At 35.1% G+C, this 24,968-nt stretch carries 29 protein-coding genes and 1 pseudogene; 8 read left to right on the top strand and 22 right to left on the bottom strand.

The annotated features are described in order from the left end of the window. Positions 1–272: 272 nt before the first annotated feature. Genes M3600_RS18975 through M3600_RS18965 form a run of 3 tightly spaced genes read left to right on the top strand, consistent with a single transcriptional unit; the run spans position 273 to position 5,146 of the window. A complete protein-coding gene (locus M3600_RS18975) occupies positions 273–1,622 on the top strand; it encodes a site-specific integrase (protein ID WP_191777320.1) in 1,350 nt (449 codons plus the stop codon). Next, positions 1,603–4,353 carry a hypothetical protein gene (locus M3600_RS18970; RefSeq protein WP_191777322.1) on the top strand — a complete coding sequence of 917 codons (2,751 nt, stop codon included), beginning with the start codon at positions 1,603–1,605 and terminating at the stop codon, positions 4,351–4,353. Before M3600_RS18975 ends, M3600_RS18970 begins: the two co-directional genes overlap by 20 nt. A 4-nt stretch (positions 4,354–4,357) precedes the next feature. After that, on the top strand, positions 4,358–5,146 hold the full coding sequence (locus tag M3600_RS18965; protein WP_251647060.1) for a hypothetical protein: 789 nt from the start codon (positions 4,358–4,360) through the stop codon (positions 5,144–5,146). Between the two features lie 25 nt (positions 5,147–5,171). On the opposite strand, the gene M3600_RS18960 is transcribed toward M3600_RS18965, so the two are convergent. The 4 genes and pseudogenes from M3600_RS18960 to M3600_RS18945 form a co-directional block, all read right to left on the bottom strand. Next, complete coding sequence (locus tag M3600_RS18960; protein WP_098797283.1) at positions 5,172–5,375, bottom strand: thioredoxin domain-containing protein; 204 nt, start codon at positions 5,373–5,375, stop codon at positions 5,172–5,174. An 18-nt stretch (positions 5,376–5,393) separates the two neighbouring features. Further along, a complete protein-coding gene (locus tag M3600_RS18955; protein ID WP_098797284.1) occupies positions 5,394–5,912 on the bottom strand; it encodes a YkgB family protein in 519 nt (172 codons plus the stop codon). A 212-nt stretch (positions 5,913–6,124) separates the two neighbouring features. After that, positions 6,125–6,439 (bottom strand): thioredoxin, encoded by a 315-nt coding sequence (gene trxA / locus M3600_RS18950; RefSeq protein ID WP_098797285.1) that lies wholly within the window; start codon positions 6,437–6,439, stop codon positions 6,125–6,127. Between the two features lie 186 nt (positions 6,440–6,625). Continuing rightward, positions 6,626–7,157, bottom strand: a pseudogene (locus M3600_RS18945) (FAD-dependent oxidoreductase); the annotation flags it as partial. Positions 7,158–7,543: 386 nt separating this feature from the next. On the opposite strand from M3600_RS18945, the gene M3600_RS18940 reads away from it, so the two are divergent. Then, positions 7,544–7,966 (top strand): OsmC family protein, encoded by a 423-nt coding sequence (locus M3600_RS18940; protein ID WP_098797286.1) that lies wholly within the window; start codon positions 7,544–7,546, stop codon positions 7,964–7,966. Between the two features lie 283 nt (positions 7,967–8,249). Here the strand turns inward: M3600_RS18940 and M3600_RS18935 are convergent, their stop codons facing one another. From M3600_RS18935 to M3600_RS29385, 6 genes are all read right to left on the bottom strand, one after another. Next, positions 8,250–8,507: a hypothetical protein gene (locus tag M3600_RS18935; protein ID WP_098797287.1), complete on the bottom strand. Its 258-nt coding sequence runs from the start codon at positions 8,505–8,507 to the stop codon at positions 8,250–8,252. 69 nt (positions 8,508–8,576) lie between these two features. Further along, positions 8,577–8,852, bottom strand: coding sequence for a hypothetical protein (locus M3600_RS18930; RefSeq protein WP_098797288.1), 276 nt, complete (start codon positions 8,850–8,852; stop codon positions 8,577–8,579). Positions 8,853–9,883: 1,031 nt separating this feature from the next. Further along, positions 9,884–9,973, bottom strand: a complete 90-nt coding sequence (locus M3600_RS29230; RefSeq protein WP_220182010.1) for a putative holin-like toxin — start codon at positions 9,971–9,973, stop codon at positions 9,884–9,886. A 40-nt stretch (positions 9,974–10,013) separates the two neighbouring features. After that, positions 10,014–10,265, bottom strand: a complete 252-nt coding sequence (locus M3600_RS18920) for a hypothetical protein (RefSeq protein WP_251647059.1) — start codon at positions 10,263–10,265, stop codon at positions 10,014–10,016. Further along, the gene (locus tag M3600_RS18915; protein WP_098797290.1) at positions 10,266–10,949 is read right to left on the bottom strand and encodes a Crp/Fnr family transcriptional regulator; all 684 of its coding nucleotides are present in this window, start codon (positions 10,947–10,949) and stop codon (positions 10,266–10,268) included. 2 nt (positions 10,950–10,951) lie between these two features. Beyond that, positions 10,952–11,164 carry a glutaredoxin domain-containing protein gene (locus M3600_RS29385; protein ID WP_098797291.1) on the bottom strand — a complete coding sequence of 71 codons (213 nt, stop codon included), beginning with the start codon at positions 11,162–11,164 and terminating at the stop codon, positions 10,952–10,954. Between the two features lie 589 nt (positions 11,165–11,753). Here M3600_RS29385 and M3600_RS18910 point away from each other — a divergent pair. Further along, complete coding sequence (locus M3600_RS18910; protein ID WP_098797292.1) at positions 11,754–11,933, top strand: hypothetical protein; 180 nt, start codon at positions 11,754–11,756, stop codon at positions 11,931–11,933. A gap of 74 nt (positions 11,934–12,007) precedes the next feature. On the opposite strand, the gene M3600_RS18905 is transcribed toward M3600_RS18910, so the two are convergent. From M3600_RS18905 to M3600_RS18875, 7 genes are all read right to left on the bottom strand, one after another. Next, the gene (locus M3600_RS18905; protein ID WP_243856316.1) at positions 12,008–12,643 is read right to left on the bottom strand and encodes a peptide-methionine (S)-S-oxide reductase MsrA; all 636 of its coding nucleotides are present in this window, start codon (positions 12,641–12,643) and stop codon (positions 12,008–12,010) included. 77 nt (positions 12,644–12,720) lie between these two features. Continuing rightward, positions 12,721–13,038, bottom strand: a complete 318-nt coding sequence (locus M3600_RS18900; protein WP_098797294.1) for an iron-sulfur cluster biosynthesis family protein — start codon at positions 13,036–13,038, stop codon at positions 12,721–12,723. 24 nt (positions 13,039–13,062) lie between these two features. Continuing rightward, entirely contained in the window at positions 13,063–13,302 is a 240-nt protein-coding gene (locus M3600_RS18895; RefSeq protein ID WP_176551072.1) for a DUF2553 family protein, read from the bottom strand. Positions 13,303–13,439: 137 nt separating this feature from the next. Beyond that, positions 13,440–13,736 carry a thioredoxin gene (gene trxA / locus M3600_RS18890; protein ID WP_098797296.1) on the bottom strand — a complete coding sequence of 99 codons (297 nt, stop codon included), beginning with the start codon at positions 13,734–13,736 and terminating at the stop codon, positions 13,440–13,442. A gap of 623 nt (positions 13,737–14,359) precedes the next feature. Then, positions 14,360–15,817, bottom strand: coding sequence for a sodium/proline symporter (locus tag M3600_RS18885; RefSeq protein WP_098797297.1), 1,458 nt, complete (start codon positions 15,815–15,817; stop codon positions 14,360–14,362). A 110-nt stretch (positions 15,818–15,927) separates the two neighbouring features. Continuing rightward, positions 15,928–17,175, bottom strand: coding sequence for a Zn-dependent hydrolase (locus M3600_RS18880; RefSeq protein WP_251647058.1), 1,248 nt, complete (start codon positions 17,173–17,175; stop codon positions 15,928–15,930). Further along, positions 17,145–17,840, bottom strand: coding sequence for an L-2-amino-thiazoline-4-carboxylic acid hydrolase (locus M3600_RS18875; protein WP_098797298.1), 696 nt, complete (start codon positions 17,838–17,840; stop codon positions 17,145–17,147). The genes M3600_RS18880 and M3600_RS18875 overlap by 31 nt, the downstream gene beginning before the upstream one ends. Positions 17,841–17,970: 130 nt before the next feature. Here M3600_RS18875 and M3600_RS18870 point away from each other — a divergent pair, with 130 nt between their 5' ends. Then, positions 17,971–18,864 carry a LysR family transcriptional regulator gene (locus M3600_RS18870; protein ID WP_098797299.1) on the top strand — a complete coding sequence of 298 codons (894 nt, stop codon included), beginning with the start codon at positions 17,971–17,973 and terminating at the stop codon, positions 18,862–18,864. Between the two features lie 352 nt (positions 18,865–19,216). On the opposite strand, the gene msrA is transcribed toward M3600_RS18870, so the two are convergent. The 3 genes from msrA to M3600_RS18855 all read right to left on the bottom strand — a co-directional run bounded on the left by msrA (position 19,217) and on the right by M3600_RS18855 (position 21,651). Further along, the gene (msrA, locus tag M3600_RS18865) at positions 19,217–20,170 is read right to left on the bottom strand and encodes a peptide-methionine (S)-S-oxide reductase MsrA (protein ID WP_098797300.1); all 954 of its coding nucleotides are present in this window, start codon (positions 20,168–20,170) and stop codon (positions 19,217–19,219) included. A gap of 110 nt (positions 20,171–20,280) precedes the next feature. After that, positions 20,281–20,724: an OsmC family protein gene (locus M3600_RS18860; RefSeq protein WP_098797301.1), complete on the bottom strand. Its 444-nt coding sequence runs from the start codon at positions 20,722–20,724 to the stop codon at positions 20,281–20,283. Between the two features lie 414 nt (positions 20,725–21,138). After that, complete coding sequence (locus M3600_RS18855; RefSeq protein WP_098797303.1) at positions 21,139–21,651, bottom strand: GNAT family N-acetyltransferase; 513 nt, start codon at positions 21,649–21,651, stop codon at positions 21,139–21,141. Between the two features lie 393 nt (positions 21,652–22,044). On the opposite strand from M3600_RS18855, the gene M3600_RS18850 reads away from it, so the two are divergent. Together M3600_RS18850 and M3600_RS18845 are read left to right on the top strand one after the other, a co-directional pair. Continuing rightward, positions 22,045–22,428, top strand: a complete 384-nt coding sequence (locus M3600_RS18850) for a hypothetical protein (RefSeq protein WP_098799329.1) — start codon at positions 22,045–22,047, stop codon at positions 22,426–22,428. A 68-nt stretch (positions 22,429–22,496) separates the two neighbouring features. After that, positions 22,497–22,760: a hypothetical protein gene (locus M3600_RS18845; RefSeq protein ID WP_098799328.1), complete on the top strand. Its 264-nt coding sequence runs from the start codon at positions 22,497–22,499 to the stop codon at positions 22,758–22,760. A 220-nt stretch (positions 22,761–22,980) separates the two neighbouring features. On the opposite strand, the gene M3600_RS18840 is transcribed toward M3600_RS18845, so the two are convergent. Both M3600_RS18840 and M3600_RS18835 read right to left on the bottom strand, forming a co-directional pair. Continuing rightward, positions 22,981–23,400, bottom strand: coding sequence for an NUDIX hydrolase (locus M3600_RS18840; RefSeq protein ID WP_098799151.1), 420 nt, complete (start codon positions 23,398–23,400; stop codon positions 22,981–22,983). 59 nt (positions 23,401–23,459) lie between these two features. Then, a complete protein-coding gene (locus M3600_RS18835; protein ID WP_098799150.1) occupies positions 23,460–24,881 on the bottom strand; it encodes an IS110 family transposase in 1,422 nt (473 codons plus the stop codon). Between the last annotated feature and the right edge of the window lie 87 nt (positions 24,882–24,968).

Genomic DNA, 24,968 nt, shown 5'->3' with positions numbered 1-24,968 from the left:
ATAGGTACGATTTTGGGTTATTATCCATTTATATGATAAGAATACAGTAAAATAAAGGGGGTTCACACTTAATTTTGCCCATTTAAAATAATTATGGCTTAATATAGATAGACAATCAGATGTAGGGATTTTGGGTGTTTGTGTGTCTTGCCCCGGGGAGGGGCAAGACACACAAACACCCTGCGCCCGACTAGTCTCCCTTTGGGTTATGCTTTTAAAACCAGAAAAGAACATCTTATATATAATACCAAATCAAAAAGGATGTATATTACATGGAAAATCTGATTAAATTTAAATTTGTCGTCAAAGAAAATGAGATAGAAGAATTTATCGATAATAAAGTTGTGAAAAAAAGGGTTGTTAATATTGGGTTATATAACAAGATTAACAACGTAACTATTCCTCACCCCATTACAGACTTTATTCGTAGTAGATATGAGTATCAAGGCGTAAGTATAAACACAGTAAAAGCTCCTGCTCATGTTTTATGCCGTTTCTTAAATTATATAATAGACCGCATTAGTGCAGAGGATGAAGACTTTATTCAGTTAGTTCACGAAGGAATAGGTGGATTAAAATTAATACATGGTAGCCGATATATAACCTATTTAACTAATACAGGCTTAAAGAGAAGTACCGTTTTTTATTATGAAAACTACATAAAGGAATTTTATTTATTTTTAAAAGAACAATCATTGTTAAACGAAGATATTGATTTTAACTATTATCAAGACCAGAAAGGAAATTGGCTGAAATACTCCCCCTTTCAATCATCATCTTTAGGGACAAAATATCCATCTAGAACTCATAATAACAATAAATTTATGAAACTCAAAGACTTCGGGCCTAATAGAAATAAACTGGTTATCGAATTTTTAGAAGAAGCCAAAGATGTGGCTCCGGAAATAGCTTTTGCGCTGTGCTTACAATTCTTTGGAGGACTTAGACGTGGAGAAGTGGTAAATATCACACGTGCTGACTTAGATGTTAAATTCAGAAAATCACTTTCAGTACAAATTAGAGATAATCGTTCCATTCTCTTTTCTCATCTAAAAGATACCAGCGCTGAGAACCCTAAACGGTTGAATTACTTAGAAACACATTTAGCTAAACAAATGATATTAGATAGCGATTTACTATGGGATTACTATGAAGCCCACATGAAAGATTTAGATATAAAATTAAAAACTGGCTTTTTAAAGAATCCAATGGTCGTATTTTACGACAAAAATGGTATGGCTATGTCTGGAAGGGTCTATGAAAAAAGATTTAAGAAAGTAAAAAGGTCCTTTTTATCCAAATTAGCTAAATCTGCCGGCAGAGAGGATGACTATATGTTTTTAAAAGATTCTTACTGGTCCACGCATATTGGTAGAGGTATTTTTACGAGTTTCCTATTGGATATGGATTTAAGCATTTTACAGATTGCTATTGCAAGAGGTGATACTAACATTGAATCTGCTTTAGATTACGTTGATGGAAAAACAACAATACATTATATCGATGGGCTTCAAAATGAATTGCATAATGCTCCAATAGAGGATTTTGGATCCATCGATCAAACGATCTACAAAAATAAATGGTTAAATGGGGTGGCTACAGGTGTCCGAAAAACTCGTTAGTTTTACTCGAATATATAATAACCCTACGTATGCACACGTCAAAACCTCACCTAATAAGTTGAAGAGGTTAAAAAGAGAAGGTCTTATAGAAGTCATTACCGATTCAGACGGAAAGGACAAAGTTGTTTTGAGCTCACTTGAAAAATATGTACAAGAAGAAAAAAGGGTCTTTGAGCAAAGTTTCACCATTGGACAAGCAGCCCGAAAACTAATCAGTCATAAATATCGATTCAAAGGTGAATTTAAATTGGAAACGTATAAAAATAATATATTTAACTTAATGAATCTTGGGATTTTAAAATCCATAACATTTGCAAATGAATCATACATCACAAAAGAGTCGGTTAATCAATTCCTGATAGATTATATTAGTCGTGAAGAAGCACTTGAAAAGCTAAATTCCGGAAATGTGGTTCTTTGGAAAATACTTAAAAACAACAATGTAAAAAACATTTACATATCTCAACATCATATTTTCCACCCAAGACAAATAGTAGAATCTTTGATTGAAGAATATAATCTAAACGTTTTGCCTGATAGTACCATGGATACAGGAACACTCATTAGAGGAAAAGTTTACAACACTGAACGATATTATTCATGTGGTGAAGCAAGGAAACTTTTGAATTTAACTAAAGGACAGTGGAATATTCTAAGAAAGGAAGAAAACATAACCGACACTATTTTAGGAGGTATTCGTCATTGCCTAAAAGAACCCATAGATCAGTTAAGGGCTCAGCAGCAGAAACTTAAAGCTGAATACTATATTTCAGATGAGGTACAAGAACTATTGGGACTTCAATATCATAGTTCACATTCAAAAATAATCGATGCTAGGAAGAAGGTTCCGACTGTTTTTCGAGGTATTTATCCACAAAAAAGAATAGAATACATCTACCCAAAATCAATTGTTAATGAAATTGTTCAAGAAAATGAACTCAAAGAAGCTGTCACAACAATATCAGACAATATAGATGCGTACGAATACGTGCTTAGAAGTTTGGAGATTAATTTTCATAATAGTGATTTATTTACCTGTTTAGAATGGAAGAAATTTGTACATCGTGTTTTACGAAATAATAGTGAAAGCATCGAGACTAAACATTACACAATATTTAGATATGCCAAGTGTACAGGAATAATAATTGACTTTCTTGCGGAAAAAGAGATATACGAAATGACCTCAAATCATATAAATCTTACATTGTTTAATGAAAATATTCCGTTTTTGTATCAGAAAATATTTTATAGTTTCATTAATTCAATTTATAACAAACTTATTGAAAAAAATAAAAAGAAACTGTTTAAATTGGAACGTATCATAAATCCGTATGAAAAGGAAGTTATCCCCAAAGATAAATCCATTTATGATTACGAAGATTATAAATCATTATTTAGTTTTGCCACTAATTTACCTTTACACAAAAGGAAGGCTATTGAAGATGTTAAAAAACAAATGAACCAAACAGTTCTTACTAAAAATGGTTCTGGCAAAATAAAAAGACAAAGGACTTTCAACTATGACTCTTCTTGGCTCTATGTGCTTATACATCTTAACAACGCTTGGCGACATAAGGATGTTATAAGGTTTCCCAAAATTGACCTAAACGATCTTTCTGTTTCAAATATTAATTTGGATTGGTTAGAACAAAACGATTTAAGCTACGAAGATGCCCGCCGTATCATTCATCAAGTAATGCGAAAAGATTTAAGAACAACTAAAACGAATGCTACTAACCATTTTTTTTGTTCAAAAGATGTAACCCTATCTTTAGCAACTGCAGCAGTTATTTGTGAATTACGCAGGGCTGCCACTACACCGAATTATGAGTACCTGATAAATTTTTATACAATAAGAAACGAGTTTACATCAAGGTGTAAGTCTACTTTTTTCAAAGGCTTTAATGCCGAAATCGTATTTGAAAACAGGAAAATGAATCGTTCTTTATTATCCTTTACATATTACTTGCTTGTAAAAAAGGGACATTCACAGGCTGCATTAGAAGTAGCCCAGCGTCTACGTGCACACTTTGACTTTGAAACTACTAATATTTATATTTTTATCCCTGAAGAAGAGTTAAATAATTTAACACACCAATTGTTTATCAGAGAACACTTCGGATACATCCCTGATCTGTTTGCTGAGATACTATTTGGAAATAAAGATGATCGTGAAAAAAGAACCGAAGAGATCGTAACGGTTAAACAAATGTTTGGGGATATCTACAATATTGAAAGCACTGCTGGCTTTTTAAATACTTTACAGGCTGAAAAGAACAAGGTTTCAAATATGATTTTAAGTATGGGATTTGAGGAAGCAACTGATTATATGTTTAAGCTGGATGCACAATTGTTACCTAGTAAAGAAGACCATGTGCAGTGCCTTATAGGTATAGAAAATTGCATTAAACATAATATTGCATGCAGAAATTGCCCAATGTCGGTCTCTAACTTTTACTCTCTTTCTTCCCTTGCTGAAAGTTTGACTAATAGGGTCCAACAACTTACAAGTCTAGAAAAAGAAGAATGCAAAACCGAAAAGACAAAAATAGCTAATATCTTTTCCATCGAAATGGATCAGTGGATAAGAGCTACTGAAAAATTCGGTAAAGAGGTCATTTATCAATTTGTAGAAGGTGGGAGTCAAGCTCTCAAGGAAAAAATGAAGCAAATTTCCGTTGCAGAATTAAATAAATACAAGACATATAACATGAATAAAAGTGAGGTATAGACGGATGAATATAGAACAAACTAGCCTTCATTCAACAATAGTTGAGGAAATTGAATCACTTTCTGATACGTCATTTTTAACCACTGAGAGTATTAATGAGGCAGTAAATATACTAAAAAATGAACCCTTGCATTATAGTGGCGATTTTGATGATGATGAATGGATATTTCACATAAACAATTTAAATACTGGCTTAAAGAGAAAATTGAAATTTAAAGAACTAAAAGCATATGAATCAGTTAATCACATTCCAAATAACTTTCAAGTAATTGTAAAATGCTGGGTAGCTGACTTGATTCCGAAATACCATATTACTACAGTTGCCGGATATTATTTAAAATTGCTAAAATTTTTAGAGTATACCGATGGATTTGACCAAGAGAAAGATGATGAATTTGTATTGTGGTTTACATCAACACAAACTATTTCAAATAAGGATAAACAGTATACAATTTATGTCATCTTAAATTTCTTAGATTACGCTGATATTGAAGCCGGAGAAGTCTACATAAAACCACTCCTTAATTTAAAGAAAAAAGTCATAAGAAAAAAGGCTAATCGTACTTTACCTCCTTCTAAGGATATATTAGCCTTTTCACAAAGTATTGATTTTTATTATCAAGAAATTAAATCTAGTAACTGCAAGGACATGAAGTGGATAAATGAAAAATTATTGTACTATCCAATCATAATTTGGTGGAAACTCACAACCATAATTCCTTTACGACCTTCTGAATTTTGTTCTATAAAAAGGAATTGCCTTTCCGAAGGAGAAGGAAATTACTATTTGTGAAGTCTTCACCCTTGTGAATTCATTTTTAACACAGACATAATCCAGAAGCTTTTAACACATCAGTATTGATACCGCTTGTGCTCACTAATTTCCAATTGATTGCAACTGTTGGCACGGCTTCAACTCCATAGGCTTTCGCTTTTGCTAGCCCCCTCTTCCTTTTTCTAAATTGAGTAAAAAAATGCAGATCTTTATTAAATCGATACAAATCATATACATTCGGAACCATTAAATGACCTGATCCTGACTATTTTCCCGCATCCGGATAGCGCTTCTCCAGGTTTTCATGAAACGTTCCACTTCTAGTTGCCTTCAGTGACTCGCCCAAGGCAAACACAGAGGCGCCCAGTAAGACGAGATCTTTCAACAGAAATTGACCTGGGGCCGCAGAAAGGGCGGGGAAACCGAGGCTTGGCTCAATGACACCCGGCGTAGAGAGCATGAAACTCAGTGTCGTCAGAAATAGAATGCAGGAAAGAAACGCTCCAACAGCTGACAGCTTTGCAGACACAAAGCGGCTAAGAATGAGTAGGCCGACTAATAATTCTAATATTCCCAATAGAGAAGAAAACGTACGAACTGAAAAATAGTTGTAAAGCCATCCAAGTGCTGGGCTGTTGCTTACAAATGGGACTATCCCATTTGCTTCGTAGGCCGTGAATTTCATCGCGCCAATCCAAAAATAAACGATGGCCAGTGCAATAAACAAACTCTTTGTTCCGATGATCTCAATTTTTTGACCGAAAGCTTCAAATAACTTGAACATGAAGGTTTCCTCCTCTGCGATTACTGTCGCATTTTTTATTTAAGTTATAAATCACCTGCTCTAGGGAACCCTAGATCCTGAGCTCGTTTAATAAACTCATGTCTTGAATTAATTTATGGGGGATGTATTTTTATACAGCAGCACTTGATGGTGGTGTCAGTAACTCTGGTACTACCCCGAAATGATGGTTAGTTCTCAATGCTTTTTTAGGGTTAGATATGCTTATTTAATGATTCCTCAAGTGCTTCCTTAGACTTAAAACCAACCAAAGTCTCTACAACCTTGCCATCTTTCATGACTAGTAGAGTCGGAATACTCATGATACCAAATTTGTTTGCTGTTTCCTGGTTTTGATCAACATCAATTTTTATAATCTTAACTTGGTTCCCCAAGTCTTGATCAAGCTCTTCAAGAACGGGTGCAATCATTTTACAAGGTCCACACCAAGTGGCGAAAAAGTCAGCTAACACTATTCCATTGTTAGTTTCTTCCGTAAATGTTTGATCGGTCACGTTTAATACTGCCATCTCTTATCCATCTCCTTAAAATCTGTAATAGTCTTTTCTTATACTTACCAGTATAGTTTATTTCTGTATTTAAAAATGTTAGGTGGCTAACATTTAGTAATTATATTTATGAATATTGCTGGCAAAATTTTTTCAATACAAAAAAAATCTCCTCTGTTCGAAGAGATACTCACTTTCTCATTTAGCTTATAAATTTCCCAATAGCTCTTCTGCGTATTGCTGGCCACTTTGTGCGGCAATGTTACCATCACCAGTTGCGGTTACAATTTGAGGTAATGTTTTTTCAAGAACATCTCCTGAAGCAAAGATGCCTTCCACTTTTGTTTCCATTCGATCATTTATCTCAATGTAGCCCATTGAATTCATGATTCCAAGTTTCCTAAATGGTACTGTTAGTGGAACCATTCCGACATAGATAAATACACCATCTATAGTAAACTCTTTTTCAGCGCTATTTTCCGTCGATACTACTTTTCAATTTTGCTCATTAATGGTTTTAACGGCTGTATTAAACATAACTTCAATTTTTTCATTACCAAACGCACGTTGCTGTAGAATTTTCTGAGCTCTGAATTCATCACGGCGATGAACTATTGTCACCTTATTTGCGAAGCGATAAGTATACACCCTCTTCTACAGCGGAGTCTCCTCCCCCCACTACTACAAGGTCCTTGCCTCTAACAAAGGCCCCATCACAGACTGCACAATAAGATACACCAATCAAATTTCGACATGAAGAAAGCAAAGTTTCTTGTTAAGGAACCACCGGACTTAATTTATTGAGTATTGTACGCCAACGAAAAAACATTCCTATACGCATCTTTTACATAAGTAAGGGCATTTTCATTGCTAAAGAAAAGCGACAAATTGAGGAATAGCTAGAGAGCATATATTAGTATTTATATTTAAGCCTATTCAAAATTCAATATAAAACGGACGATCATCTTCGTAAAACACAAATAATTTTTCCAAATCATCATACTAAAGTTAGGAAGGTGTTTTTTTATGGACCAAACATTTTAAAATATATCTAACTGGAAATATTATTAAGAGCGGTTATACTAACTACGTATATGTTTAAGAAGAACGAGGAGGTTTAAAACAATGAAGATCAAACTAAATTGGAATAATAAAATGGCGTTTTCGAGTATAACACCATCCGGTCATGAAATAAAAATGGATGCTGGCGAAGAAATAGGGGGATCAAATAGTGGGTCAAGACCCACTGAATTACTACTTAATGCAGTAGCAGGCTGTACAGGTATTGATATTATCTCTATTTTAGCAAAAATGCGATTGGAGCCTACTAAATTTTACATGGATGTGGAAGGTCAGAGGGCAGACGATCACCCAAAAAAATTCACAGATATCCACATTCACTATTCATTAGAAGGTGACCTTCCTGAAGAGAAAGTTGTTCGTGCCATCCAGCTTTCAGTAGATAAATATTGTACAGTGGCCCATTCATTAAGCGCAACTATTCGTGTAAGTTACTCCATAAATGGCATGGAAACAAAAGGAGTTTAAATTGTTGGGAAGGAAATATATCCAATAATTCTTATTAACCAATGGCTTGCGTGAAGCCATAAGATCTCCACTTTTCTGTTAAAGCATTTACTTACACTGACTTTACGGACCAATAAAGGAGAAAGAGCTAAACTTTAAAGCTAGCTCTTTCTCCTTTATTAATTTCTTTTTATGTATCTTTAATATTCAATATTACACTTTCACCATAGGAATAGTGGTGGTTGACCATAGCTTGCAACATTGATAAAATGGTCAACACTTCGGTCTGAAATATGGATATATATCATCCATCATAAAATTCTCTTTTTTTCTCTTCTTCCTCGAAGATTTCGTCAGTTACTTTTTCTAATTGAATTTTGTTAGGGCGGAGAAAATTCATGGTTTCGTGCTCTTCATTAAATTGCTGAACAATACCTACCATGGATGGATATTTTTGAATATGCTCTTCATAGCATGATTGAAAGTCTTCGCCCACAACGAGGATGTCCTTTTTATGACCACCAATTTTATTTTCTATATATGAAATGATAAATTCTTTCATAATTCCCTCCTTTAATAAACAATTTTTATTAGGTGAAATTTAGAAATACAAAACACTTAGGTAAGCCTATTATTCATTTATATCTATTCCAGATAAATTTAAAGAAAGGTCATCTATTACTAAAAATACACAACCAAAAATGGTTCTGTAATCGATATATTCCCCTTTAACTTCAACATTTATCTCAATAATATTCCTTCTATTATGTATGTATTTTTCTTCAAATTGATTAAAATTAATACTTGTAACAGATACACTAATTTCCTCTAAGGATTTTTTTAGCTCTCTTTCAAATATTGAATTATTAAAGTTTTCCCTGAAGAAAATACGAATAGTAAATTTCATTTCAAATCCTCCTTCTACTTATGATTTGCCTAATACTTCTTATTTAAACTTTTTTCGAATAACTTGTGTATCTTTTATACCATTTAATTTATTCAACTCCCTCAGTTTAATATGAAAGAAAAAGCTGCCTGCAAGCCGCTGCATTTACCCGTTAGCATAGTTCCTTTGCATCTTCCATAATTATCTTCTTTCTGCAAAAAAGGTTTTTTAGTGATACTATAGGTAAGATTCCAAAACTGAATAGACAAATTCCTTTAAATAAGGATCAATCCTTCTTAAAGTTAAATATGATTTAATTAAAAAAAGTCCAAAACCCCATATATAACAAGGGTTTGGGCACTTTTTCAGCAAGGTTTATGAATGCGTTAATTTGTATTATACCGAACATAATTCTTTTTTATTTCATTAGAAGATTTAGCCTGTCAATTATGTCAGGTTTTCATACTGTTTGGCATGTGAACGCTGACAAAGTAAAATGCAACTTCTCGTTTGCCACAAGCAGACATTCTTTTCCTTGGCAAAACACTATTTTTTCGCAAAATTTTCAATCATTGAACAAAAGCACCCTTTCGTGTTACCTTCCGAAAGTAAGAATGAAAATTTTCTACAACACTTTTGGATGTGGGTTCGAAAAATTCCTAGCGAGATTCTTGCCCCTTTGAATAATTTGTAAAAACTCCCGGATACTAGTCTAAATAAGCAGTTTTAAAAAAAGGAAATGTACTTTGAGATTGGTCATCGGTCCCCATAAATCGAATTAAGGTAAGGGATGTTATGTATGAAAGAAAAATTCGGCGCATCTGCTTCGGAAATCTCAGATAATATTGTTCAAATCATTGTTTAATTTAAAAACTGTGGGTATAATAGAGATATAATATGACAAAATAAAAAAAGGCCACTGGCGGGAACCAGAGACCTTTCAGCACAGCAAACTGCATAAAGAGCAGCGACTTTTAGCGGTAAAAGTTGACTGTTAGCTCAAAAAAAAGAGTAACCACTTTCTTAACGCCTTGGTCGGGGGTAAGAGGGGGTTACTCTTTTCCTTTCGTAACCGCGATTACTGCAACGATGAGGGAAGCGAATGCTATCATTAACCCTAGTGCGTCTGCTATTGTAATCACCAGCGTCACCCCCTTTCTACAAGGGAATGGCCGCTGCCCTTTACCGACTTGCTGTATCTCCATTATACCCAAAATTTTTATCAGATACAGTAAATTCTTCGAAATTAGTTGAACTAAACCCTTTAATATTAATTGCAAGGCTTGTTTTAATATCAAATGTTATGTAACATGCCTCCACTACTACTGCCTTCATGGCTCGGGACTTGCAACCTATAGACTGCACCCATGCCGGGCGCACATAAGAAAACGCAGAGGTACTCCCTCTGCGTTTAGTGATATACAATGAAGACAATTAGCCCTCATCCACCTCATATAATTCCTTAGCCAAGGCTGTATTAATTTTTAAAGGCTTCTTCATAATCACTTCTTCCTTCTCTAATTCGCCTAAAAATAAATTGACCGTTTCTCTAGAAGAGCCGATCATACTGGCAATATCATGTTGAGTAATTTTCACCTCGATAGTTTGCCACTCCCCACTTCTCACACCAAAGCGGTTACTTAACTGCATGAGAAGAAGAACAATTCGATACTTTACATCTTTATAAGCAATACTTTCGGTAATTTGATACATTTCTTTAAGCTTTGAAGTCAAAATGGTAATGAGATTGATGGCAATGGCTGGGTTTTGACGTATAAAATCCTCAAATTGATCCTTTGTTAATGTGCACACAAACGAATCGACCATCGTTTCTGCATAAATTTCAGACTCTGTTAATGAAAAGCTTGATGTTTCTCCAAACACATTTCCCTCACTTAAAAGATCAACCGTGAATTCCTTTCCATTAGAAGATACTTTATATAGACGAACCTGCCCTTTTTTCAAGAAAAATAGCGACCTTAGCTGTTGAGTTGGACTTAGAATGATCGTCCCCTTTTTAATAGGAGCCGTTAATGTTACTTGATCTAATTTTTTTAATTCTTCTTTTGGAAGCTCATCAAATATATTAATTTGCGAAAGAAGCATTAATTTATCCATGTCTAACCCTCACTTTTATATCGTTTCATAATCATCTCATAATCTAACCATTCGTCATTCAGCTCTAGCAGTGGTAGACCTTTATCTAAAGTTAGTGACCTCCCTATATCTAGGTTATCAAAAATATTAATCACTGTCACATCTATTCCTAGCTTGTCAAATAGCTTTATCACTTCCTCACATTTACAACAGCTTGGCAAAATATATAAAGTCATATCCTACTCACTCTTCCTTTTCTTCATTAGTTGTCTTGTCAACTGGATACAAATTGACTTCATATTACTATTCATTATTTTACACCGTAAGCTTAAAAGTAAATGTAAGGGGGCTTATATTTTTTTCAAGAGTAGGAGACATAATAAAATTATCCAATATGAGAGGAGAATCATACATGAGTTTAAATTCTGAATTAGGTGTTACCTCTAGCAAATCAAAGCAGCTTAGCCCATTTGAGGCGATGCAGACATTTGAACGCGTACCATAAAAGAGGCAAAGGAATCAGGGTTAGTCACTTGGATCGCAGAAGGCGAGAAAGCAAAGGACTACCCATTAAAAAATCACCTTGGCAAGGACATTAATTTATATGAAGAGCTGGAAAAAGGTCCGGTAGTGCTAACGTTTTACCGCGGATCGGTACCTTTCTGTAATCGTCAATTAAAAGACTAACAAGGGATCCTACCCGAATACAGGAACTAGGCGCAAAGCTTTTCGCAATCGGTCCAAAACACCGGACTATACACTATCCATGCAAGAGAAAAACGAATTAGATTTTCAAGTGTTAAGGATCCGAGAGGAATCGTTTCAGTGAAGTATAATGTGCTTTTCGATGTTCCTGATTATTTAAAAGATGATTATGAAAAGATCGACTTAGATTTAGAATCCTTCAATGGGAAAGTAAACTGGATCTTACCAATACTGGCTACGTTTATGATAGATGAAACTGGAGAAACCGCTTTTAAATCCAAACTTCATGTATCGCCTTGAGCCAAATGATATTTTACGTGCTTTAAGAAGTCTATAAAACTATAGCAGCCCTAGTTCCTAGTTTAGGCCGCTTTTCATTTACTCTTACATACTTTATCACACGCTTCACGTGCCGGATTTTTCGTCTCCTTTAATACTTCTTCGATCACTGACCAAAGAGTATGGTAGCCTGAATCCGAAAATTCCAGCATTAGCTCTTGAAGTGACCCACAGTCTTTTGAAATGCCATTTAACCTGGCTGCTAGGGTTGAATCAACTAGGTATTCCTTTCCCTCAAGCTGCTGCCACGTTTCATAAACAGGCTTCCATCTTTGAAGATAATACTTTTGATGACGGATTTCAGCCTGATAAAAGGCGTCAAGAGGCTCAACAGAGGTATAGCAGCGACCATGAAACTGCTTGATGTGCTCTACTTTTTGAAGCATCTTTTCCTTTTGTTCCTCACTTTGATAAAACAGGACAGAACGATACTTAATCGAACGAGGAGCTCTCGTTGTATTATGCTGCTCAAAAAATTGAGTCAAGATCTGATCTAAACTCAGTAGATTTGAATCATATTGGATGTGTAAAGCTTCTGTATAATCTAACGTGTTTTTGGAGGTAGGCTGACCTTCTTTACCTCCCGCATACCCAACTCTTGTTCTGATGACTCCAGGGTGATAGCCAAAACGTGACTCAGGTCCCCAGAAACAGCCCATACCAAACGTCACTGTATCCAATTAAATCACTCCTAAAAAAATACAAATCAAGGTAATCTTACAGGGCAGTTACTTGATTTGTATCATTCTTAATTTCGATATTCTAATTTCATATACGCCGTATAGATTTGACTGTTACTTTTTAAGATAAACGTGGACTTACTTGGATTAAAATCCAATACTAAGTCTTCATCAAATAAATGATCTGATTTATGTCCCAATAAAACTGGCTTAAAGTTTGTAGAAAGGAGTTGTTGTTCCATCTCTGAACCTAGCTCCTTCATCCCGACAAATGTCACCCAATCAGCTCCAATGGAACAGCCCCCCAGACTAGGGTTCAATTGATAAGCAATGGCAGGCTCCTGGTTTAATCTCTCAACTGCTCTATCCGAAAATTTTACATTCATTGTATCTGCCCCCTTAAAGAAATTTTAACACCAACCAAGGTCACAGCCTTCGACATATGCTTTAGGGTGACCTCCTTGTAAATGCTCCATATATTTAAATATTTTCCCATTTTCCATCACATAATCTTGATGAAGCTCTAATTTTCTTTGCTCATCAGGAGAAATGGAGATCGTTCCTATCTTTTCATCTCTAAAGAATAATTCTATTTGAGCTTCTTTTACAACTGCTCGAATATTCTCTGTTACATTCATCATGTTCTTCATAATATTTCCTCTCCTTTTCTTCTTAATCATGAATCGAATCATCCTTGCAACTCGAGTATATAGGAAACCGAAAAAGAAAAATGTCATGTACCTTACACAAAAAGATCGAAATCTCTACTTTCGGATGATATTGCTGTTTAGATGTGTTTATTGAGAACTTCTTCCTGTGCTTCCTTTGGTCTATAACCAACAAGTGTATCTACTACTTCGCCATCTTTCATCACTAATAGAGCCGGGATGTTCAATACAGCAAAATTATTAGCCGTTTCTTGGTCTTGGTTGACATTAATTTTCACAACCTTATCTTCATTACCCATATCCTGATCAAGTTCTTCTAATACTTGTACGATCATCTTACAAGGCCCACACCATGTAGCAAAAAAATCAGCTACTACTCTGTTAGAGTTACTTTTTTTCTTATTTAATTTTTCAATGTAAAATTATGAGCCTTTAATCCTACAGCTAATCCACCCAACGTTTCCTTGTCGATTAAATCTGTTACTGACTTTGCTAGATTGTCTAATATCTTTTGTGGTACCTGTTTCTTAAATTGCTCTACACCCCTTTGTAATGTTCATTTAACGTAAGATGTTCATTCATAAGTATTCTCCTCATCCTAAAAAAATGTGATCCCGTTATCACACTTTGCTCTTACATAAATGAGTATAAAGTTTGTTAGATGGTTACATTTACAGATCTCATCTTAATATTTTTGGATTTTTATTTTGTCAAATATAAAAAACATTTCCTCCAGAGAAGAAATGTTCAGATTGTATACAAACTCAACAAAATTGAGTTTGTATACAGTGTTTTTGGATTTAACTTGTAGTAAGAAAATCTTAAGGTGATAAATATGCTTTCTATACTTTATCGAGAGTCTGTCCAAAATAAAGTGGAATTCCTACATAGACTGTTCAGGATAACCAACTAAGAGTTATTTGAAAATGGACCTACAACTTTTTTTGTCGTGGTATTTTCACCAGAACCGGTCTTGATAAACTTCAAATCCACACTTTCTAAACAAGCCCCTTTTTGTATAAGAAAATAATGGTCCATATTAAGATTTTACTAATTTAGACTGTGTCTCTTTTACTGTATCAGGATAAATTAAAGAGAATACAATCCCAGCGATTAAGCAAATAAAGAACGTGGCAGCTTTTGCTGATAAAATTGATTCCAGCGATGAAAGCGGCCAAACTATAGCACTGACAAAACCGACAATAATCGTTGCAATTACACCCATACCTGAAATACGCTTCCAGAAAAAAATTAATAAGATAATAACAGAAAATGTATTCCCTATACCTGCCCATGCAAAGGATACAAGACTATAAATAACAGAGCCAGATTTTAGTGAAATAATAATGCCCACAATACCACTAATAACCGCTATAAGACGTGATAGGTGAACCAATTTTCTGCTTGAGATATTCCAACGTAATGTTTTGTGAATAATATCTTCACTAATAGAAGTTGTAATTACTAGTAGTTGTGATGACGCAGTAGACATAATTGCTGCTAAAATTCCTGCAACGATAATTCCTGCAACCCATGGCGGTAAGATATCGAATACCATATGAGGTAAAATCACCTCTGGATCATCAATCGTGGCTTGTTTGTATAAAGTCGTAGCGAAAATCGCCGATAAAAAGGCCCCAATATAGACAATCAGCGTCCAAATAATTGCCATATTGCGGCCTGTAATACGCTCTTTTTCCGTTGCGATGGCCATAAAACGAGAGCTTAATTGAGGCTGACCACCTAACCAGCCAAAGAACCATGAAAGGTTTGTAAATAGCATGGCCCCTAAGGCAATCCCATTTAAGCCTCCAACCCAGCTATCTGCACCATTTCCCATATTCGCAAGCTCAGTTGAAATACTTAATCCTTGATTTTTTATTTCCATGAAAGCTGCAATAGGCACGATAATGAATGAAGCAAGCATTAAAAAGCTTTGAATCGTATCTGTCCAAACGACAGACATAAAGCCACCCATACAAGAATAAGCAATAATGATTACGGCGATTACAATCGTTCCCCATGTTATATTAAAACCAGAGAATGAATAAATAGTTTTCCCTATACCTGAAAATTGAGCAGCTAAATAACAAACGAAGAATAAAACCAAAACAGACGAAGCTAACCAGCGAATCATATCTGCATGTTTAGGGAATTTGACAGCAATATAGTCTGTTAAACTATTTACCTTATATTTTTGTTGTTCGGTCATAAAGCGTTTCGATAAGAATAACCAGGAAACCATAACTCCTAAAAACATTCCGGATAAAATCCAAATACCTGATAAACCCGCTGCGTAAATAAAACCGATTGCCCCTAAAAACATATACGCTGATTCCCCGGTAGCACGCTCAGAGAATGCAAGTGCCCAACCAGGAAGCTTATTTCCACCTAAAAAATAATCATTATGTGATAAGTCCTTCTTGCTAAAATAAATTCCAATTGCCATCATCGCAATTAAATATAAGGCAATTTCAACATATACAACCGTGTGCATAACTTTATTCCTCCGTCTTATTAAAGTAAACAATACTAAGTGGTTAAACTTTCCGTAAATCGGGGCACAGTTAATATATGAACAAAAGCTTTTTTTCTATATATATAAATTTACTTGGTAAGTCCTGCTACTGTGTCATAAAAAATATTCGTTGCAATCATAATATCCTCATCTGAACTAAACTCTAACGGATTATGACTAATACCATCTTTTGAACGAACAAATAACATTCCAATTGGTGCCACAGCTGCGATATTCATGGCATCATGCCCAGCACCACTTATTAATGAATAAGGTCTTACACCCTGCTTCTCAATACTATTTGCAAGCTGCTGTTGAAGCATAGGATCTGTTTTTGTTGGTTTTACGCGTTGCATCATCTTTGTTTTCAGCGTAACTTTTCTGCGCTCAGCAATCTTTTGCATTTGTCTTAAAATGGAACTCTCCAAAGTACTTATTATTTGTTCATCAATATCACGAATATCAATTGTAAAAGTAACTCTACCCGGAATGACATTTACGCCATTTGGTTCTACAATTAGTTTTCCGACAGTAGTTACAGAATCGGTTCTGTCATTGAGCATTTGTTCAATTGCTAAAATCATTTCACTAGCTGCAGCTAAAGCATCCTTACGAATTGGCATTGGCGTTGCACCAGCATGTTCACTAACGCCTGTCACAGTCACTTCCAGCCATAATGGTGCTGCAATACCTGTAACGATGCCTACCGGTAATTCTTCGTTTTCTAGTACTCTTCCCTGCTCAACATGCATTTCTAAATATGCTTGGATGTCATTACGTTTTATTTTTTCTAAAAGAACGGGTGAGATTTGGGATTGCTTCATTGCTTCTCCAATAGAAATACCTGATGCATCGGTTTTCTGTAGGTGCTCATATGTTAAAAGGCCAGCCATTGCACGACTGCCGATTAACCCAAAGCCAAAGCGTGTTCCTTCTTCATCTTTAAACGCTACAACTTCAATTTTCTTTGAAAGTGATAGTTGTTGTTCATGAATGGTTTGTACGACTTCAATCGCTGCAAGAACACCTAAAGCACCGTCATATTTTCCGCCCTCTGGCACAGTATCAATATGAGAGCCCAGCATAACGGTTTCGCTTCCTTCACCATATGTGCCAATAACGTTCCCAACAGCATCAACTGTGATCGTCATGCCGGCTTCTTCCATATATGATGTTACGAGCTCAATAGCCTGTTGTTCTTCAGGTGTAAAAGAAAAGCGATTAATGCCGCCTGTTAGTGCATTACGTCCAATTTGACTTAATTCTTGAAGATGCTTTAGTAGTCGGTTAGCATTAATCATTACACTCACTCTTTCAGCTGAAATTGGAAATGGCATTGACCCTCACGTAATACATATTGATCATGTATAACTTCAAAATTTTTATTATATCCTTTTGCAATGGATGGATCGATTACTTTGCAATAAAGAATACCGTATTTACCCATATTATCGTCTGCCCATTGTTGGCCAAATGGGCAATGTGTAAATGTTTGCTCTACTTCATTCTTTTTATAAACCGTGTCAATTTCAAATAAATCGCTGCGCCCCATATCGTAGTTAGTTAGGTAATTTTCTACAGTATTTTCTAAACCGTTTGTACGTGCTCGTTGTGCAATACCTTCACCACGTTTATTACCGAAGCGTTCTACTGCTCGCATTATTACCTGCTCGCCTTTCTCACCGTATTCATCAACAACTTGTTTTGCAATTTGTGCAAACATTTTTGAAAAACGTGCATATGTCGTTAAATCCGCAAATTTTTCTTCTCCTTCTACAACTTTTGGTAAATATTCAAAGAAAGCATGATTTTCACCTTCTGCTGTCGCCTTTTTCGCCATTGCTTCAGCGTCTTTTAAACCAAAAGATTCTAATCCTATTTGAACTAACTCACAACCATGTTCGCCGTATTCTTCCGTAATAGACAGATGTAATTCAGTAAACATTTTTGCTGTAATAATATCCATGGATAAAGCCTTCATCATCAACTTTTCCTCTGCCATGTATTTGGACCTCCAATAATTCATATTGATTTACTCGGGATTTATTTTTATTATAGGAGGGAACATTAAAATAAATCAAATGAATATTTTGCTGAATGAGTATGAAAAAAATTCATAAAAGGAGTTTACGATGGTTACTTTAGCGCAATATGTCGCATTTCATACGCTAGTTGATATAGGGAATTTTACCGAAACCGGCTTAAAGTTGAATCTCACACAGTCTTCTATTAGTCATGCGATCAGCAATTTAGAAACAGAACTAGAGCTGTCTCTTATTATCCGTAATCGCAACAATATCGTTTTGACGAGCGAAGGCAAAATTATTTATGAGCATATCTCAAAAATTTTACAACAGCAGCATCAGCTTGAAACAGTAGTGGCGAGTTTAAAAAATTTTATCGGAGGCTCATTATCTGTTGGTATTCTTCCAAGTGTTTCTTTCGTTTTACTACCAAAAATATTAGCGTACTTTGCAGAACATCATCCTAACTTACACATTCGTTTGATGGAGGGAGATTACGATCAAATCGAGGAATGGCTGCATAATGGGATTATCGATATTGGTTTTTTAGTAAAGCCGCATTCAAAAAATCTTGTTTTTGATTCCATTTTTGATGATGAACTCGTTTGCATAATGGCGAAAGATCATCGGTTGGCAGAGGAGGATAAACTTTATCTAGAACAATTAAAAGATGAACGATGGATAATGCCAAAGCGGACCATTGACCGAGATGTTTCACGCATGTTATCTGAAAATAAATTACACCCCAATATCGTTTATGAATTATCCGTTGACCAAGTCATTTTGACGATGGTAAATGAGAATTTAGGTATTTCAATCGTACCGAATTCAATTTTAATTCATGCACCTAATACCCTTATTCGAAAAAAAATTAATGAGTCGTATGTTAGACACGTCGGTATTGCACACAAACACAGTATTCAGCTTTCTCCAAGCGCTTTAAAGTTTGTGGAAATTTCTAAAAATTTCGCTTCAAGTTTGAATATGATTATTGACAAGTGAAAATTCTGATATACTATCTGATTTAATAAGCACCTGCGACCAGGCAAATGGACCCGGTATAGCTCCGGGGTCATTTTGTTTAGGTACCATTGATAACAATGCTGGTTATATCTCTATCACTCGATCCTCTTCTGTTCTATTTTATCTTATGATTTATACTCTGCTTAATCTTTAAAGAAAGTGTCCAAAGAAACTTTCCATCGGTGCGATATCTCAACATATTCCCTTCCTGGACATCGATTGTATTCCACTTCTCATTTAACAGTAATATGATTGTTCATACTGTTACCTAGCTTACAGATTGGCCTTATAATGAAAAAGTCCTTGGAGAAGCCCCAAGGACTTTAGATTTCTATTGAAACAAACCAAGATATTCCTCGTAGCCCTCTTCCTGTAGTTTATCTTTTGGAATAAATTTAAGGGCCGCAGAGTTGATACAATATCGAAGCCCGCCTTTATCACGTGGACCATCATCAAATACGTGTCCTAAATGAGAATCTGCTGAGTTGCTTCTTACTTCTATCCGTCTCATTCCATGGGAGGTGTCAAGTTTTTCAATTACTTCTTGGTGCTTAATCGGCTTCGTGAAGCTCGGCCACCCACAGCCAGAATCAAATTTATCAAGAGAGCTAAATAATGGTTTGCCAGAGACAATATCGACATAAATCCCTTCATCTTTATGATCCCAGAATTCATTTTGAAAGGGTGGTTCTGTTCCGTTTTCTTGTGTAACACGATACTGAATAGGATTAAGCTTCTTGATGTTTTCAGCCTGATGCTTTTTCCAGTTTTCGCGAATAAATCCTGCTCGTCCTGACCCTTCCTTATAATTATTATAATGAAAGGAATTCTTTTTATAATAGTGCTGATGATATTCTTCTGCCGCATAAAACACAGACGCCTCTTTAATTTCTGTCACGATTGGTTTTGAAAACCTTTTACTTTCTTGTAATTTCTGCTTAGATTCTTCGGCTAGTCGTTTTTGCTCCCCTGTATGATAAAAAATGGCCGTTTTGTAGGACTCTCCTCGATCACCAAACTGACCATGAGCATCGGTAGGATCAATTTGCTGCCAGAAAAGCTCTAACAGCTTCTCATACGGAAAAACGGTTGGGTCGAACGTAATTTGAACTGCCTCATAATGACCCGTTGTATTAGAGCACACTTCATGATAAGTTGGGTTCTCTTTATGCCCACCTGTATAGCCTGACACTACTTTTATAATACCAGGTAATTCATCAAATGGCTGAACCATACACCAAAAACACCCACCAGCAAACGTAGCTAATTCATATTGTGCTGACATAAACAGACCTCCAGTATAGTATATATCCCAAGATTACCCAAACCTTATTTATTCTTCATTTTAAGAAAAAACCTCTTAGTTCATAAAGGGCTCCTTGACAAACAGTAAGATTATTTTCTTCTCCAAGTAGATTGGATCTTAATAAAGTTTGTATCCTTTAAAATGTTAAATACTGGGCATCTTGAATCAGTTTTTTCTTTAAGCTCTTGAATTCTTTCGTCAGACTCGTCAGTATCCACAAGTGCTTCAATCGTAAGGGTTTGGAAGTATTGCTTTACGGATGGATCACCCCTTAAGCCTTTTGGATCTAAAGCTCCTTCAATTTTGAAGTCGATTCCATTTAAATTAAACTTCATTTCCTTTGCCACCATATTGGCAATGGCGTTTTCACAGCCTGCAAGAGAGCCTAACAGAGTATTTAATGGATTTGCACCCTTATCATTCCCACCTAAGTTTTTTGGTTCGTCTACAAAAAATGTATGAGCTCCTGCCGCCTTCACCTCAGTTGTTACCTTTTGAGATGTGGATTCGATATTGAATTTCACTAATGCCATGATTAATTCCTCCTCTTAAAATGTTTTTATAACTTATACTTAGGAGTATACTTGGAATACTCTAAAAAAAATGTTAGGTGCCTTACATATTTAACGAATAATAAAATGAAGCAAAGTAGAATTTCTCTGCAACTAGTAGTATGGTCTCCTGGATTCGGGAGAATGTATTCATATATTATTGTGAAAAAGTTATGGAATTTCTATTATCTTTTTATTCATCCAGGCTTACTTTATTTTTTGTATTTGGCTAGGAGGTATGCCAAAAACCTCCAGAGCAAGAAGGCTGAGGAGGTATAAATTTAACCCATTAATTTTAAATAACCGGAAACGTGAACTTTTACTTTGGCAGGAAGGATTCCATTCAGTCGCAACTTCCGCCTTTCTGTAATGATTCTTTATAAATACCAACGAAATTTATTCTTCTACAGGATTTTTAGGCCCTTTAAGTTCTAGTTGATAAAAAGCTAAATCGAGCCATCTATTGAATTTAAAACCCGCCTTTTTTATGGTACCTGAATGAACAAAGCCAAAGTTTTTATGCATGGTAATGCTTTTTTCATTTGCGGCATCAATCCCAGCAATTAAAGTCATGTACCCCCTCTCCTTCGTATTTGCGATTATATCTTTCAGTAAAGATGTCCCAATTCCTTTTTTTCTGTACTCCTTATGTACATATACAGAATGCTCAATTGAATATTTATAAGCTGGCCATGCTCTAAAAGGACCAAATGTCGCAAATCCAACCACTTTATGATCTTGTTCGCATACTAATATTGGATACCCCTCCTCCTTCTTTTGTTCATACCAAAATTGTCTACTTTCAAGCGTTTGGGGTTTATATGCGTATACAGCAGTCGTATTGAGAATGGCATCATTATAGATATTTAAAATGTCCATTAAATCATTTTGAGTTGCTTCTCTTATCATTTTTTCTTCCTTTCAACATCAATGTATTTACCTCCATTTATTGGGGTAGTACCAGCGAAGCTGTCACCACCCGCAATAAGGAAATGTCAAGGTTATAATAAGTTGTTTAAGTTAAATACTTTCAACACACATACCCCCGTCTTGTTTTGGATGGGGGTAAAATAAAGTTGTTAAATAAGGATACTTTAGCAATAAAGTCTTTATAAATCTAAGTGTTCTTCAACAATCGCGCCCGATTGTTGAAGAACAGAAGGGCTTCTATTAGCTGGTTTAGTTCAAAAGGGTATAGAACGGGAGAACATTACTCCCACTCATAATCATCAGTCACTAGCTCGACCTTTTCAGGTATTATTTTTTGAAGACTCATTAGAGTGACAAAAAGGAGAGGGATTTGTGAGTAAATATTTTACTACAGTCGGTTTACATGATGGCAATTTTGAAATGGAAATATTGGTTCATTCATCTGCTAAAACAAAAGAGGAAGCAGAGAAGATAGGGAATAGTGACAAGTTCCATATAGGATATCTATATGATGATAAACTTGTAATTAAAGGAGAAAACCTGACAATAAAAAGAGAACAAACAGACAAATATCAATTCAGAGTATGTAGAGAGTGGAAGCCACTTGTTAGTCATGAAGATTATGAGGATCTTACATGGGATGAAGCAATTAAATACTTAATTGATGAAGAAAATAGGTCATTACCTTTTACGTTAGAATCCTATTATTACGGAACTTTTGAAACCCACCCTTTTGTTAATAATGTTTTAAAGTAACTTGAAGAAATAATGTCACATTGCGATGATGGAATACAGACATATACTGTGCATTTGGGGGGCGAATAATGAAAAAACGATTAAAAAAGAAACTCATAGATAAAACTAATGAATTCGAACAAGGCAGTATTTACTCAAATGGGATAGATATAAGATGGGTTATATACTGTGAAAAAGGGAAAGTGCACTATATATCAAATCCGAAAATAGGAATGTACCCTCAACAAATAATACCTTACAAAAGATGTAATATTAATGCATTTCGGAAATGGGCGAAAAAGAATATAGGTTATAGTGGTTCAAGCAGACCAGGCTTTTTAGGTTTGGGTTGAGCGAGTAATATTAATAAATGTTATTACGCATTTCGAGTATTAAACGACTTTATTATTTTTTAAATGTAGTGTAGTGCTTTAGAAAACTAGTGAATATTACCGTATGAAAAAAGCCCTGTTTTTTTATTCGAAAACAGGGCTTTTTGGTTTTTTAAAAGACTTAGGGAAATGTATAAAATATACTCTCTTTTTTAAGAAAAGCACCGTTTATTTAATAAGGTTAATCAAAGATAAGGTTCAAATAATCTCCATGTCCTCTTATAAGTTCAACTTCATTTTCGGATGAAATCCAGAAGAAATGGAATGTTAATCCTTCTTCATCTCCTCCGCCTGTTGGTTGGTAATCCCATTCATCTGGAACACTTGATACAGATATTTTATAAAAAAACCTATTATGTATTGCACCGTCATCGTTCTCCCATAAATCTTCTGCAATTAAATTTTCAACATGAAAACTTCTCAACCCTGTTTCTTCTTCAATTTCTCTAATGACTGCATGATAAGTGTCTTCTTTGGGTTTTACTGTGCCTTTGGGTATCTGTATCCCTGCTTCAGTAATAGGATGTTGAAAGACTAATACCTGTGTTTTTCCTTCTTTAATTCTTGTTACATAACCATAGGCTTTTCTAATCGGTGTCAATAATATATTCCCCCATCACCTTCATATTTTCTCTACCTTTATTCAATAAATCTTCTTCGTTAATTCAATAACACTGGCTCTTGCTTTTCTTCTAACTTATACACTTCATCCCACTCTATTCCACAAGCAGCCGCATGTATTTTAGGGTCGTATTTCTGGCCACTTTTTAAAATTGTATAAATCAAATTTGCAATTTTACCACAAAGATGACCAATTGCCTTTTTCTTTATCATTCCTTCGTCAACTTTACGATCGTAATATGCTTTGAAGACGGTTGGTTTTCGTTTTCCATTCGCTAACATCATCATGGACATCTGATAAAGCACTCGACGTGCATCTCGAACACCACCATAGGTTTGTTTTGTTGAATGTACAGATGTTCCAGATTGAGAATTTTCAGCTGATACACCAAGGTATTTTTTGAATTCTTTATATGTATTAAAACGATCTATATCTCCAATAACACCGATTAAGGTACAGGCAATATTTTCACTGACAAAAGGAAAAGAAAGAAGTAACTCCGTATATGGATGTGGTTCAATTCCTTTTTCAGGGTCTCCTCTAAGAAGTGAATGGATTTCTACATCGATAAGTTGAATGCTTTCCTCAAGCCTCAAGGCTTCTTCAATTACCCATTTCTGCCTTCCTACTAGATGTTCTACTGGTACAGCCACTGTATGGGGCATAATTTCAGATAGTGTTTTAGCAGCCTTTTTCGCTACATTCTTAGCGCCTGCTTTAGAAATTGCCTTATACAATTCATCTTCCGATGATCCCTTCATGTGAAGACCCGAAGGGTATTCTAATACTAATTTCATTACTGAAGAAGTAGCCAATTTTTTAAATGCTTTATTTAAGTCTGGGTGTGTTACTTTTAATAATTGTTGAACTTGATTTTTTCTTCGAGTTAACTGAACGTTTAAATACCATCGATCTCGCATGACAGTCCGAAATAAGGATTGTAAGACAGTTTGAGGTCTTATTAAAGTAACTCCCTGCATGTGAGGATGGAGTTGTTTATGCCACCCCATATAGGACATTACTTTGGCATCCATTGAATCTGATTTTTCTGAGATACCTAAATTATTCTTACGAAATTCTCCAACTGCTTTATTCTCCACTTGAAAGAGTTGATATCCTTCGTTCAATAATACTTGCTGAACTAAATAGGAATAATGTCCACCAGTAGGTTCTAATAGGATTAAGAAATCATCTCTGTTGATAGTAAATTGATCTTCTATTTGTTTTAAAGCTTTTAAAAATTCTGCGATTCCTGCGCTATCAGAGTTAAATTTCATTGTTTTTGTTCGTTTCCAGGCAATTCCTTTGGGGTCTAAAAATGCATCAAATTTAATACAAGAAGCTACATGAAAACTAGCTCCAATATCTATACCAACATAAAATTGATAAAACTTACGAGTATCTTGACCTTTATTATCTGAATGATTCCCATAACTAAAAGGAGTAATCGTATTTTCCATGATTTCCTCTCCGAACAGTAAGCAGTATGATTATATCTGACCATCCAAGTTTCTGTTAGAGCTTAAGCCCAATGTAGCATGTTAGGA

The organism is Niallia sp. MER 6 (assembly GCF_023714395.1).
Taxonomy (GTDB): Bacteria; Bacillota; Bacilli; order Bacillales; family Cytobacillaceae; genus Niallia.
This window is presented reverse-complemented; position numbering and strand designations above follow the sequence as displayed.